The sequence below is a fragment of the Micromonospora chersina genome (assembly GCF_900091475.1).
In the GTDB taxonomy this organism is placed as follows: Bacteria; Actinomycetota; Actinomycetes; order Mycobacteriales; family Micromonosporaceae; genus Micromonospora; species Micromonospora chersina.
In genome coordinates, this window is record NZ_FMIB01000002.1 from 149986 (window position 1) to 162746 (window position 12761).

Genomic DNA, 12761 nt, shown 5'->3' on the forward strand with positions numbered 1-12761 from the left:
GGATCCGCGCCGCCCTGGCCGGGGTGGCCGCGCTGGCCCTGTCCCTCACCGGCTGCGGCGCCGGCGACGAGGCCAGCGCCGGCACGCGCGACACGGTGACCGTGTTCGCCGCCGCCTCGCTAACCGGGACCTTCACGAAGCTCGGCAGGGAGTTCGAGGCCGCCCACCCCGGCACCCGGGTCGTCCTCAACTTCGCCGGCAGCTCGGCGCTCGCCACCCAGATCGCCCAGGGCGCCCCGGCCGACGTGTTCGCCTCCGCCTCCCCGGCCACCATGAAGACCGTCACCGACGCCGGTGACGCCGCCGGGCCGCCGGCCGTCCTGGTCCGCAACCAACTCGTCATCGCCGTACCCGAGGGCAACCCGGACCGGGTTGGTGGCCTGGCCGACCTGGGCCGCCCGGGGGTGAAGGTGGCGCTCTGCGCCGAGCAGGTGCCGTGCGGCGCGGCGGCGAGGAGCGCCCTCGACGCGGCCGGCGTGCGGCTCACCCCGGCCACCCTGGAGCAGGACGTCAAGGGCGCGCTGTCCAAGGTGACGCTCGGCGAGGTCGACGCGGCGCTTGTCTACCGCACCGACGTCCGCGCCGCCACCGGGCTGGCCGCCGTCGAGTTCCCCGAGTCCGCCCGGGCGGTCAACGACTACCCGATCGTGGTGCTGAAGCACGCCGGCAACCCGGACGGGGCCCGCGCCTTCGTCGAGCACGTCCGCTCCGACGCCGGCCTGGCCGTGCTCGCCGCCGCCGGGTTCCAGGCCCCGCCGAGCCGGTGACCCGACCCGCGCGCCGCCGGCAACGGGTGCCGCTGGCCCTGCTGCTCCCCGCCGGTCTCGGGCTGCTCTTCCTCGTCCTGCCGCTGGCCGGGCTGCTGGTCCGGGCGCCCTGGACCACGCTGCCCCGGCGGCTGGCCCAGCCCGGTGTGCTCGCCGCGCTGCGGCTGTCCCTGGAGACCGCCACGCTGGCCACGCTGCTCTGCGTGGCGCTCGGCGTACCCCTGGCCTGGCTCCTGGCCCGGGTCGAGTTCCCCGGCCGGCGGCTCGTCCGCGCGCTGGTCACCGTGCCGCTCGTGCTGCCGCCGGTGGTCGGCGGGGTGGCGCTGCTGCTGGTCTTCGGCCGGCGCGGCCTGGTCGGGTCCTGGCTGGACGCCACCTTCGGGGTGACCCTGCCGTTCACCACCGCCGGCGTGGTGCTGGCCGAGGCGTTCGTCGCCATGCCCTTCCTGGTCATCGCCGTCGAGGGCGCGCTGCGCGGCGCCGACGCCCGCTACGAGGAGGCGGCGGCCACCCTCGGCGCCGGTCGCTGGACCACCTTCACCCGGGTCACCCTGCCGCTGGTCGCTCCCGGGGTCGCGGCCGGCGCGGTGCTGTGCTGGGCCCGCGCGCTCGGCGAGTTCGGTGCCACCATCACCTTCGCCGGCAACTATCCGGGGCGGACGCAGACCATGCCGCTCGCCGTCTACCTGGCGCTGGAGGCCGACGTGCAGGCCGCCATCGTGCTCAGCCTCATCCTGCTCACCGTCTCCGTGGCCATCCTGGCCGGGCTGCGCGACCGCTGGGTCGGTGTGACGTGACCACCCCGCCCCTGCTCGACGCGCACCTGGTCGCCGACCGGGGCGCCTTCCACCTCGACGTCCGGCTGCGCATCGAGCCCGGGGAGGTGGTGGCGCTGCTCGGCCCGAACGGGGCCGGCAAGACCACCGCGCTGCGGGCCCTCGCCGGGCTGCATCCGCTCAGCGCCGGGCACCTCACCCTCGACGGCGTCGACCTCGACCGCCCCGACCGGCGGGTGTGGACCCCGCCCGAGCGGCGCCCGGTCGGCGTGGTGTTCCAGGACTACCTGCTCTTCCCGCACCTCAGCGCACTGGACAACGTCGCGTTCGGGCCGCGCCGCCGGGGCGCCGACCGGCGGGCCGCCCGGGCCCGGGCCCAGGGCTGGCTGGACCGGGTCGGCCTGGGCGGGCAGGCCCGGCACCGGCCGCGCCAGCTCTCCGGCGGGCAGGCCCAGCGGGTCGCGCTGGCCCGCGCGCTCGCCGTCGAGCCCACCCTGCTGCTTCTCGACGAGCCGCTTGCCGCGCTCGACGCCCGCACCCGGCTCGACACCCGCGCCGAACTCCAGCGGCACCTCGGCGCGCACCCCGGCGCCACCCTGCTGGTCACCCACGACCCCCTGGACGCGCTGGTGCTCGCCGACCGGCTGGTCATCGTCGAGCAGGGGCGGGTGGTCCAGGAGGGCGACGCGGCGACCGTCACGGCCCGGCCCCGCACCGACTACGTCGCCCGGCTGGTCGGGCTCAACCTGCACCGCGGGCACGCCGACGGGCACGCCGTCACCGTCGGCGGGCTCACCCTCACCACGGCGGACACCGTACGCGGGGAGGCGTTCGTCGCTTTCCCGCCGGCCGCCGTCGCACTGCACCCGACCCGCCCGGACGGCAGCCCGCGCAACGTCTGGGCGGCCACCGTGACCGGGGTGCAGCGGCACGGCGACAACCTGCGGGTCCAGCTCGCCGGGCCGGTCGCCGTGGCCGCCGACGTCACCCCCGCCGCGGCGGCCCACCTCGGCCTGCGCCCCGGCCAGGAGGTCTGGGCGGCGGTCAAGGCCGCGGAGACCCGGGCGTACCCGGCGTGACGCATGCCGCTGGTCGGTCCACCGTCACCGGTGGGAGGTTTGATCCGGGCCCTCGCGGTCACTGAACAGGGGAGCCACCACGAAGGGGGGAACGGGGTGCCCGAGACGACACGATTCCGGTCCAGCCTGGACGCCGTGCTGCCGGACGACGTCACCGATCCGCTGCTGTGGCGGGCCGCGTACGACGTGGCGGTCGCCCACCAGCCCGACACCAGGGGACGCTGTCCCAGCCTGCTCTGCGCCGGTTCGACGGCCCCGTGCGAGCCGATGGCCAACGCGCGGCGGGCGATGCGGCTGGCGCGCGGCGGCGCGCGGCGCGCCGGGTTCGGCGCGAGCACCGGCCGCACGGCCCGCGACCGGCGCCGGGCCGCCTGAGCCCGTCGGGGACGCGGACCGCGTCCCCGGGCGCTCGATCGGTCAGTGTGCGGGGGAGAAGGCGGCGAGGAAGCGGTCCCGGAAGGTGTCCATCCGCCACACCGGAGCGTTCGGGCCGGGGCGCAGCCCGTCCTGCCAGCCCCAGCCGGCGACCCGGTCCAGCACGGCCCGGTCCTTCGCCACGATGGTGATCGGCACGTCCCGGCCGGCGCCCTCGCCGGTCACCGAGGCGTTCGGCTGGTGGTCGCCCAGGAACACCAGCACCAGGTCGTCCCCGCCGTAGGTCAGCACGTACGACACCAGGGTGCCGAGGCTGTACTCGATGGAGTGCCGGTAGTCGTCGCGGACCTGCGCGGTGTCCCGCTGCACCACGTCCCGACTACCCCCGGTGCTCGTGGACGCCGTGTGGAAGACGCTGCCGTCGCCCACCGCGTCCCAGGGCACCGGCTTCGGGATCGCCGACCAGGGGGAGTGGCTGGACACCAGCGGGATCTCGGCCATCAGCGGGGCGTGCGGCCGGTCCCGCTCCCGGCGCTGGAACGTGGCCAGGGTGTACTGGTCGGGCATGGGCGCGTAGCTGAACTTCGGCCCCTGGTAGGCCAGCTTCTCCGCGTCGTAGTAGCGGTCGTAGCCGAAGAACTTCCCCTCCGGCCAGGGCTGGGTGGCGGCGGGCAGCACCCCGACCGTCTGCCAGCCGGCCCGGTGAAACGCGCCGTTGAGGGTGAGCCGGTCCCCGGCCAGCAGGTCGCGGTGGCGCTGGTCGTTGTCGATCCACAGGCCGGAGAGCAGGGTGGCGTGGGCCAGCCAGCTGCCGCCGCCGAAGGTGGGCGAGGTGAGGAAGCCGCTGCGGGCGTCGAAGCCGGCCTCGCGCAGCCGCCGGTACCCGTCGTCGAGGACCGCGTTCACGCCCGGCGCGAGCGCGGGGTCCTCCACGGCGTCCCGCCCGTAGCTCTCCACGAACGCGACAAGAACGTCCTTGCCTCGCAGCCCGGTCAGCAGCCGGTCGCCGGGAACGTCCCGGTAGGCGTCGGTCGTCATCTCCCCGGCGAACGCGGCGCGGTCGCGCAGGCCGGCCCGGACCTGGCCGGCGTGCGCCGCGACCAGGCCGGTCGCCGACCGGTCGGCCACCGGCGCGCCGGCGGCCAGGCGTACCCCGAACAGGGCGCAGCCCAGCCAGAGCACGGCCAGCGCCGCGACCACCCGGACGGCGCCGGTGCGGTGCCGCGCCAGGAGCCGGGCCAGCCGCCGCACGGCGAGCGCCAGGAGCACGGGCAGGCCGACCACGAGCAGCACCACCCCGACGGCCGCCGCGATCGCGCCGGCCCGGCCGGCCGAGTCGGTCAGGTAGCCGAAGCCGTCGTCGAACAGTCCCCAGTCGAGCAGCACGTCGAACGGCCGGTCCCGGGCCACCCGGAAGCCGGCGTCCAGCAGCTTGACCACGGTCAGCAGGCCCAGCACCGCGCCGAGCGCCACGGCGACCGGCCGGCGGAACCGGGCCGGCAGGACGAGCAGAAGCGCCGCCGCGACCAGGGCCTCCACCGGGATCCGCAGCACGGCGGCGGGACCCACGTCGGCCAGCCGGTCCGGCGCGACAAGCGCCGCCACCACGAGCAGCGCGGCCAGTCCGGTCAGGACGGCGCCGGCCACCCGACGGGTACGCGAGGCGGGCCGCGCCGGGCCGGCGGCGTCGGACATCGTGGCGTCGCCCGGCGGTGGGGACGCCCCGGTGTCCGGGACGGGGGTGGCCGGCCCGGCCGGCCGGCGGAGACGGATACGCAGTGCCACGGCGGGTGTCCTTCGGCGAGGGGGAGGGGTCAGGCCGGCTGGTGGGCGACGATCCGGACGGCCACCGGCACCGGAGGCGCGGGCGGATCCGCCGGTCGTGCGCCGGGATCGTGCGCGCCGGCGGGCGCGAGGCGCACCGAGCCGGCCACCGGGGGACCAGCCACCCGGGCGGGGAGGTCGGCCGGGCCGGTGCCGCTGGCCCAGGCCGGAACGGCGCCGTCGCCGCTCCGCAGGCTCAGCACGGGCAGGGCGGTGGCGGCGGGCCCGGCGGCCGGCGCGGGCAGCCCGGCGGCGGGCGCGACGGTGGCGTGCGGGACAAGCTCGACTGCCGGGACGGGCCGCGGCGCCGGGGTGGCCGGGCGGTGCCGCCACAGCCAGGCCACGTCGCGGCCGAACGACTCGACCAGCAGCGCCAGCGCGCCCGCGACCAGCGCCGCGGTCGCCACGGGCGGCAGCAGCCCGCTGGCGGCCGCCGCGAGCACCACGCCCTGCGCCGCCGCCACCACCTTGCGCCAGTACCGGGGCGGCAGCGTGCCGCGCATCCAGGGCAGCGGCCAGGCCGCCGCCACGAAGGCGTACCGCATCCCGCCGATGACCAGCACCCAGGCGCCGACCGACGGGGCCAGGTGGACGCTGAGCACCAGGAGCAGGAACGAGTCGACCTCCATGTCGAAGCGGGCGCCCAGGGCGCTCACCGTGCCGGTGCGTCGCGCCACCCGGCCGTCCACCGCGTCCAGCGCCAGCGCCACCGCGGTGAGCGGGACGAGCACGGCCACCGGCGCCGGCCCGCCCCCGACGACCAGGGCGAGCACCCCGCCGACCAGCAGCGCCCGGGCCAGCGTCACCCGGTCGGCCGGACCCAGCCGCTCCGCGCCGGCCGCCCGCAGGCCACGCCGGAGCAGCCCGCAGAGCACCCCGGCGTACGCGAGGGCGGCGACCCAGCCCGCCACGCCGACGCCCACCGTGCCGGCGAGCGCGGCCAGCAGGACGAACTGCACGATCAACCCGACCAACGGGCCATTTCGAACCGTGGACACCCTGCCTCCGTGTCTATGATCGACAACCCTGCCAGTCATCACGGGAAATTCGGCCGTCCGGTTCGGTCCGGATGCGGAAAAGAGGAGAATTCGTGACCGGTGAGGCCCGCGCCTTCTGGCTCCGCGCCCCCGGCGAGGGCGAGCTCCGCCCGGTCGCGCTCGCCCCGCCCGGCCCCGGTGAGGTGCTGGTCCGCACCCGCTACTCCGGCGTCAGCCGGGGCACCGAGACCCTCGTCTTCACCGGTCGGGTCCCCGCCGACCAGCACGCCACGATGCGCGCCCCGTTCCAGGAGGGCGATTTCCCGGCCCCGGTGAAGTACGGCTACCTGAGCGTCGGCATCGTCGAGGAGGGCCCGGCGGAGCTGCGTGGGCGTACCGTCTTCTGCCTGCACCCGCACCAGACCGCGTACGTGGTGCCCGCCGACGCCGTGGTGGTCGTACCCGATGGGGTGCCGGCGGCCCGCGCGGTGCTGGCCGGGACCGTGGAGACCGCGGTGAACGCGCTCTGGGACGCCGCGCCGCTGGTCGGCGACCGGGTCACCGTGGTCGGCGGCGGCATGGTCGGGTGCTGCGTGGCCGCCGTGCTGGCGGGCTTCCCCGGGGTGCGCGTCGAACTGGTCGACGCCGACCCGGCGCGGGCCGGGGTGGCCGCGGCGCTCGGCGTCGACTTCGCGCTGCCGGCCGACGCGGCCGGCGACCGGGACCTCGTGGTGCACGCCAGCGCCACCGCCGAGGGGCTGCAACGCGCCCTGGAGCTGCTCCGCCCGGAGCGCACCGTGCTGGAGCTGAGCTGGTACGGCGACCGCCCGGTCACCCTCGCCCTGGGCGGGGCGTTCCACTCGAAGCGGCTCGGCATCCGCAGCAGCCAGGTCGGCACCGTGTCGCCCCGGCGCGCGGACCGCAGCTACGCCGACCGGCTGGCCGTCGCCCTGGACCTGCTCGCCGACCCGGCGTTCGACGCGCTGCTCACCGGCCGGTCCCGGTTCGCCGACCTGCCCGACGTGCTGGACCGGCTCGCGTCCGGCCGGCTCCCCGCGCTCTGCCAGCTCATCACCTACGACGAGGAGTGACATGTTCAGCGTCACCGTCCGGGACCACATGATGGTCGCCCACAGCTTCCGCGGCGAGGTGTTCGGCCCGGCCCAGCGGCTGCACGGCGCGACATTCGTCGTCGACGCCACCTTCCGCCGCCCGGACCTGGACGCCGACGGGATCGTCGTCGACATCGGGCTGGCCACCGAGCAGCTCAAGGCCGTGCTCGGCGCGCTCACCTACCGCAACCTGGACGACGAGCCGGACTTCGCGGGGGTGAACACCACCACCGAGGTGCTGGCCCGGACGGTGGCCGACCGGCTGGCCGACGCGGTGCACGCGGGGCGGCTCGGCGAGGGGGCGCGTGGCCTGGCCGGGATCACTGTCACCCTGCACGAGTCGCACGTCGCCTGGGCGAGCTACGAGCGGTCGCTGTGACCGGATGACAGTCGTGCACGTGGTGCTGCCGGGCGACGTCGACGACCCGGCGAGCCCCAGCGGCGGCAACGGGTACGACCGCCGGGCCTGCCAGGGGCTGGCCGCCCTCGGCTGGACGGTGCGGGAACACCCGGTGCCGGGCGGCTGGCCGCACCCGGGAGCGGCGGACCGGGCCGCGCTGGCCGGCGTGCTCGCCGCGCTGTCCGACGGCGCGGCGGTGCTGCTCGACGGGCTGGTCGCCTCGACCGTCCCGGAGGTGCTGGCCCCGCACGCCCGGCGGCTGCGCCTCGTGGTGCTGGTGCACCTGCCGCTGGAGGACGACGTCGAGGCCCGGGCGCTGGCCGCCGCGACCGCCGTGGTCACCACCAGCGAGTGGACCCGCCGCCGGCTGCTCGACCGCTACCCGCTCGCCGCCGACCGGGTGGCGGTCGCCCCGCCCGGCGTGGACCCGGCGCCGGTCACGCCCGGCTCGCCGGCCGGCGCCCGGCTGCTCTGCGTCGCGGCGGTCACCCCGCTCAAGGGGCACGACGTGCTCGCCGCCGCCCTGCACCGGGCCGCCGACCTGCCCTGGTCCTGCGACTGGGTGGGCCCGCTCACCCGCGACCCCGACTTCGTGGCGCGGCTGCGTCGGCGGCTCGCCGACACCGGCCTCGCCGAGCGGGTCCGGCTGGCCGGCCCACGGACCGGGGACGACCTGGCCGCCGCGTACGCCGCCGCCGATCTGCTGGTGCTGCCGTCCCGCCGGGAGACGTACGGCATGGTGGTCACCGAGGCGCTCGCGCGGGGCGTGCCGGTGCTGGCCAGCGACACCGGCGGCCTGCCCGGGACGCTCGGGCACAGCGCCGACGGCGAGCGGCCCGGCCTGCTGGTGCCCCCGGCGGACCCGGCCGCGCTGGCCGGCGCGCTGCGCCGCTGGCTCACCGAGCCGGACCTGCGGGACCGGCTGCGCCGCGCCGCCCGGCAGCGGCGCGACACCCTCACCGGCTGGCCGGTCACCGCGCACCGGCTGGCGGCGGCGCTCAAGGAGGCCACGGCGGCATGACCACCTCACTGCTACCCCCCGACTTCGCGGACTGGCTACGGCTGCGGGAGCCCGTCGACGCGGCCGCCCGCTCCGCCGCACTGCTCGACGAGGTCCGCCGCCGGCTGCCCGCCGACCGGCCGCTGGTCGTGCATGACCTGGGCAGCGGCACCGGGTCGATGGCGCGGTGGCTCGCCCCGCGGCTGCCCGGGCCGCAGCGCTGGGTGCTGCACGAGCGGGACGCGGACCTCCGCGCCCGGGCCGCCGCCGAGCCGGTCGTGGCCGCCGACGGCAGCCCGGTCACCGTGCTGGTCCGGGGCTCCGACATCACCCGGCTGGGCGCCGCCGACCTGGCCGACGCCCACCTGGTCACCGCCTCGGCGCTGCTGGACATGCTCACCGCCGAGGAGGTCGAGCGGACCGTGGCGGCGTGCGCCGGCCACCCCACCCTCTTCGCGATCAGCGTGCTGGGCCGGGTGCGGTTCACCCCCGCCGACCCGCTCGACGCCGAGTTCGAGGCCGCGTTCAACGCCCACCAGCGCCGTGCCGTCGGCGGGCGCGCCCTGCTCGGCCCGGACGCCGTGGACGCCACCGTGGCGGCCTTCCGCCGTCGAGGCGTCGCGGTGCGGACCCGGCCCAGCCCGTGGCGCCTCGGCCCCGAGCAGGCCGCGCTGACCGCGGCGTGGCTGACCGGCTGGCTCGACGCGGCCGTCGAGGAGCGGCCGGAGCTGGCCGGGGTGGTCGACGCGTACCGGGAGCGGCGGCTCGCCGAGGCGGCCGACGGCCGGCTGCGGGTGGTGCTGGACCACGCCGACCTGCTCGCCGGGTGAACCGCGGCGGCCGGCGGTACGTGACAACGGATGGACCGAGGGAGGACCGCTCTTGTCACACGCCGCCGTCGCCGGGCCGGTCCCGGCCGCCGCGCCCGCACCGTCCCGGTCCTTCTGGGCCTGGGCCCGCCCGCTCGCCGGCCTCGCCGTGCTCGCCGCGCTGGTCTGGTCGGTGGGCACCGGCCCGTTCCTGGCCGGGCTGCGGCTGATCGACGCGCCGGCGCTCGCCGCCGCGCTCGGCATCGGCGCGGTCACCACCGTCTGCTGCGCCTGGCGCTGGTCGCTGGTCGCCGGCGGCCTGGGCGTACGGCTGCCGCTGCGGGCCGCCGTCGCGCACTGCTACCGGGCGGTCTTCCTCAACTCCACCCTGCCCGGCGGGGTGCTCGGCGACGTGCACCGGGCGGTCCGGCACGGCCGGGACGCCGGGGACGTGGCCCGGGGCGTCCGCGCCGTGGTCTGGGAGCGCAGCGCCGGCCAGGTGGTCCAGCTGGTCATCGCGGTGGCCGTGCTGGCGGCGCTGCCGTCCCCGGTCCGGCCGTACCTGCCGGCGGTGGCCGCAGGGCTGGCCGCCGTCGCGCTGGCGCTGGCGCTGGCCGCCCGGGCCGTGCCCCGTTCCGGGGCCTCCCGCTGGGCGCGGGCGGCGCGCACCGCCGTCGCCGACGTCCGGGCCGGGCTGCTCGCCCGGCGCACCTGGCTCGGCGTCGTGGCCGCCTCGGCCGTGGTGGTCGCCGGGCACCTGGCCACCTTCGTGGTGGCGGCACGCACCGCGGGCGCCGACGCGCCGCTGTCCCGCCTCGTGCCGCTGACCCTGCTGGCCCTGCTCGCCATGGGGCTGCCGCTGAATGTGGGCGGTTTCGGGCCGCGGGAGGGGGTGGCCGCCTGGGCGTTCGCCGCGGCCGGCCTGACCGCCGCGCAGGGCGTCGCCACCGGCACGGTCTACGGGGCGCTGGTGCTGGTGGCCAGCCTGCCGGGCGCCGCGGTGCTGCTGGTCCGCCGGCGTCCGACCGCGGAGCCCGGCGACTGTCGGTGATCCCGCCTACGGTGAGGGTGCGAGGTGTGCGTTGCCGGCGCGTCCGGCAGCCCGGACTGAGGAGAAGCATTGGACGAAACGCTGCCCACCGCGACGGTCCGGACCGAGGTCACGGTCCCCCTGCGGTTCCCCGACGGGTACGTGACCAGCGCCCGGGTGCACTCCTTCCACGGCCTGGTCGACGGCCGCGAGCACCTCGCCATCGGGCTCGGTGAGCGGCGGGACCCGGACGCCTCCCCACCGCTGGTCCGCCCGCACAGCGAGTGCCTGACCGGGGACGTCTTCGGCAGCCAGCGCTGCGACTGCGGCCCGCAACTGCGCGAGGCGGTCGAGCGGATCGCCGACGCCGGCGGCTACCTGCTCTACCTGCGCCAGGAGGGCCGGGGCATCGGCCTCTACGCCAAGCTCGACGCGTACGCCCTCCAGGACGGCGGGCTGGACACCTACGAGGCAAACGTGGCGCTGGGCCGGGGCGCCGACGAGCGGGACTACACGGTGGCCGCGCAGATGCTCGCGGCGCTGGGCGTGACCCGGGTGGCCCTGCTCAGCAACAACCCGGACAAGGCCGCCCAGTTGGAGCGGCTGGGCGTCACGGTGGTCGACCGGGTGCTGACGGGCGTGCACCTGTCCCCGGCCAACGCGGGCTACCTGGCCGCCAAGGTCACCCGCGCCGACCATGCCCTCGACCTGCCCTTCGTGCCGTGACCGGCCGGCCGTACGTGCTGCTCAGCTGCGCCATGTCGATCGACGGCTACATCGACGACGCCACGGCCGAGCGGTTGCTGCTGTCCAACGACGCCGACCTGGACCGGATCGACGCGGTGCGGGCCGCCGCCGACGCGATCATGGTGGGCGCCGCCACGGTCCGCCGCGACGACCCGCGGCTGCTGGTGCGCAGCGAGCGGCGGCGGGCCGAGCGGGTGGCCCGCGGCCTGCCCCCGTCACCGGCGAAGGTCACCGTCACGGCCAGCGGCGACCTCGACCCGGGCGCTCGGTTCTTCACGATGGGCGACGGGCCGAAGCTGGTCTACTGCCCGAGCGGCGTGGTGGAGAAGACCCGGGAGCAGGTGGGCGCCGTGGCCACCGTTGTCGACGCGGGCGACCCCGTCACCCCGCAGGCGGTCCTCGCCGACCTGGCCGGGCGCGGCGTCGGCCGGCTCATGGTCGAGGGCGGCGGCACCGTGCACTGCCAGTTCCTCACCGCCGGTGTCGCCGACGAGCTGCACCTGGTGGTCGCGCCGTTCTTCGTGGGCGACCGCCGGGCGCCCCGGTTCGTCGGGGACGGCCGCTTCCCGTGGCACCCGGGCCGCCGCGCCCGGGTCGTCGAGGTCCGCCAGATCGGCGACGTGGTCCTCACCCGCTACGCCCTGTCCGACCGCTGCCCAGGCTAGCGGCGCGCCGGCCCGGTGTGCCGCGACCCCGTCACCTCGGTGCCGCCGGTCAGGACGCCGGTGTCGGCAGGCCGAGCGCCTCGTCGACCCGGTCGAGCACGGCCGCGCCGTCCTCGCCGACCCCGCGCAGCAGGTCGATGGCGGTGGCCCGGATCTGCCCGACGATCATGACCACGGGCAGCGGCGGGCCGGACTCCAGCAGCCGCGCGCCGATCCGCACCGCTTCCAGGGCCGACTCGTCCGCCCGTCCCGCGTGCCGGTCGGCGCCCTGGCCGGTCAGGTCGGTGGCCAGGGCCGCGCCGGCGGCGCGTACCGCCTCGGCGAGCGAGCGGATCGCCGCGCCCAGTTCGGGTGGGGCGGCCGTGTGCAGCCGGGTCAGCGTGGCGCCGTTGCGGGCCAGCACCCGGATGTTGCGTACCGCGTAGTCGAGCTGCCGGGCGGTGGCCTCGACCTGTTCGAGCTGGCCGAGGTGCCGGCGGCGGCGGACCCGCAGTCGCAGCGTCTCGGCGCAGGCCCGCACCGCGGAGCGCAGGCGTTCCACGCAGCCGTCCACCTCCCGGGCCCGGTCCAGCGCCGCCTGGGCGGCCTCGGCGTCACAGCGGTCCAGCGCGGCGTTCACCCGGTCGAGCAGGTCGGCGAGGTCGGCGTACGTCCGGCGGGCCTCCGCGACCAGCGGAGCGAGGGGGTCCCGGGCTACCACGAGCTGGCTGGCGGCGAGGGCGACCGCGCCGCCGATCAGCGCGTCGACGAACCGGAACGGGGTGAACTCGCCCTTCGGCGCGGCGACCACCACCAGGTAGAGCGCGGAGACCGTGGTCTGGATGACCAGGGTGCTGCTCGCGCCGGCCGCCACCGTGACGCCCAGGGTGAGGAGCAGGACGAGGAGCATGGTCGCCGTGCCGGGGCCGAGGGCGTGCACCACCAGGTCGGCGACGAGCACCCCACCGGCGACCCCGAGCACCAGCTCGATGGTCTGCCGTACCCGCTGCCCCCGCGATTCGCCGAGCACGATCAGCGCGGCGCTCGGCGCGAAGAACGGGTCCGGGTGGCCGATCAGCCGCGCGGCGATCAACCAGGCCACTGTGGCGGCGAGCGCGGCCTCCACCACCGGCACCCAGGCCTGTCGCAGCCGCCCCACGGCGGCCTTCCCCCAGTCGCGCACCGGCGCCGTCCTCCCCCTCACGGACCGGCGCACCCACG

13 protein-coding genes and 1 pseudogene are annotated in these 12761 nt (G+C 77.4%); 11 read left to right on the top strand and 3 right to left on the bottom strand.

All coding sequences use genetic code 11. The features are described 5' to 3' along the window. The first annotated feature begins 2 nt into the window (after positions 1-2). The 4 genes from modA to GA0070603_RS00525 all read left to right on the top strand — a co-directional run bounded on the left by modA (position 3) and on the right by GA0070603_RS00525 (position 2997). Complete coding sequence (gene modA, locus GA0070603_RS00510) at positions 3-767, top strand: molybdate ABC transporter substrate-binding protein (protein WP_208862980.1); 765 nt, start codon at positions 3-5, stop codon at positions 765-767. Beyond that, complete coding sequence (locus GA0070603_RS00515) at positions 764-1564, top strand: ABC transporter permease (RefSeq protein ID WP_091305561.1); 801 nt, start codon at positions 764-766, stop codon at positions 1562-1564. Before modA ends, GA0070603_RS00515 begins: the two co-directional genes overlap by 4 nt. Next, positions 1561-2622: an ABC transporter ATP-binding protein gene (locus GA0070603_RS00520; RefSeq protein ID WP_208862768.1), complete on the top strand. Its 1062-nt coding sequence runs from the start codon at positions 1561-1563 to the stop codon at positions 2620-2622. Before GA0070603_RS00515 ends, GA0070603_RS00520 begins: the two co-directional genes overlap by 4 nt. Before the next feature lie 96 nt (positions 2623-2718). Then, positions 2719-2997 carry a hypothetical protein gene (locus GA0070603_RS00525; RefSeq protein WP_244282328.1) on the top strand — a complete coding sequence of 93 codons (279 nt, stop codon included), beginning with the start codon at positions 2719-2721 and terminating at the stop codon, positions 2995-2997. A 42-nt stretch (positions 2998-3039) separates the two neighbouring features. Here the strand turns inward: GA0070603_RS00525 and GA0070603_RS00530 are convergent, their stop codons facing one another. After that, positions 3040-4782 carry an alkaline phosphatase family protein gene (locus GA0070603_RS00530; RefSeq protein ID WP_091305563.1) on the bottom strand — a complete coding sequence of 581 codons (1743 nt, stop codon included), beginning with the start codon at positions 4780-4782 and terminating at the stop codon, positions 3040-3042. A 269-nt stretch (positions 4783-5051) separates the two neighbouring features. Further along, positions 5052-5858 (bottom strand): annotated as a pseudogene (locus GA0070603_RS00535) (CDP-alcohol phosphatidyltransferase family protein); the annotation flags it as partial. A gap of 53 nt (positions 5859-5911) precedes the next feature. Between GA0070603_RS00535 and GA0070603_RS00540 the strand changes: the two are divergent. The 7 genes from GA0070603_RS00540 (at position 5912) to GA0070603_RS00570 (ending at position 11561) form a co-directional block, all read left to right on the top strand. Beyond that, positions 5912-6889: a zinc-dependent alcohol dehydrogenase gene (locus GA0070603_RS00540; RefSeq protein ID WP_091305566.1), complete on the top strand. Its 978-nt coding sequence runs from the start codon at positions 5912-5914 to the stop codon at positions 6887-6889. A gap of 1 nt (position 6890) precedes the next feature. After that, entirely contained in the window at positions 6891-7289 is a 399-nt protein-coding gene (locus tag GA0070603_RS00545) for a 6-pyruvoyl trahydropterin synthase family protein (RefSeq protein ID WP_091305569.1), read from the top strand. Between the two features lie 4 nt (positions 7290-7293). After that, a complete protein-coding gene (locus GA0070603_RS00550; RefSeq protein ID WP_091305571.1) occupies positions 7294-8331 on the top strand; it encodes a glycosyltransferase family 4 protein in 1038 nt (345 codons plus the stop codon). After that, positions 8328-9140 carry an SAM-dependent methyltransferase gene (locus tag GA0070603_RS00555; protein WP_091305574.1) on the top strand — a complete coding sequence of 271 codons (813 nt, stop codon included), beginning with the start codon at positions 8328-8330 and terminating at the stop codon, positions 9138-9140. The genes GA0070603_RS00550 and GA0070603_RS00555 overlap by 4 nt, the downstream gene beginning before the upstream one ends. A 52-nt stretch (positions 9141-9192) precedes the next feature. Beyond that, on the top strand, positions 9193-10170 hold the full coding sequence (locus GA0070603_RS00560; RefSeq protein ID WP_091305576.1) for a lysylphosphatidylglycerol synthase domain-containing protein: 978 nt from the start codon (positions 9193-9195) through the stop codon (positions 10168-10170). 69 nt (positions 10171-10239) lie between these two features. After that, positions 10240-10875: a GTP cyclohydrolase II gene (locus GA0070603_RS00565; RefSeq protein WP_091305578.1), complete on the top strand. Its 636-nt coding sequence runs from the start codon at positions 10240-10242 to the stop codon at positions 10873-10875. Then, complete coding sequence (locus GA0070603_RS00570) at positions 10872-11561, top strand: RibD family protein (protein WP_091305581.1); 690 nt, start codon at positions 10872-10874, stop codon at positions 11559-11561. Before GA0070603_RS00565 ends, GA0070603_RS00570 begins: the two co-directional genes overlap by 4 nt. Before the next feature lie 49 nt (positions 11562-11610). On the opposite strand, the gene GA0070603_RS00575 is transcribed toward GA0070603_RS00570, so the two are convergent. Next, positions 11611-12723 (bottom strand): FUSC family protein, encoded by a 1113-nt coding sequence (locus GA0070603_RS00575; RefSeq protein ID WP_091305583.1) that lies wholly within the window; start codon positions 12721-12723, stop codon positions 11611-11613. Between the last annotated feature and the right edge of the window lie 38 nt (positions 12724-12761).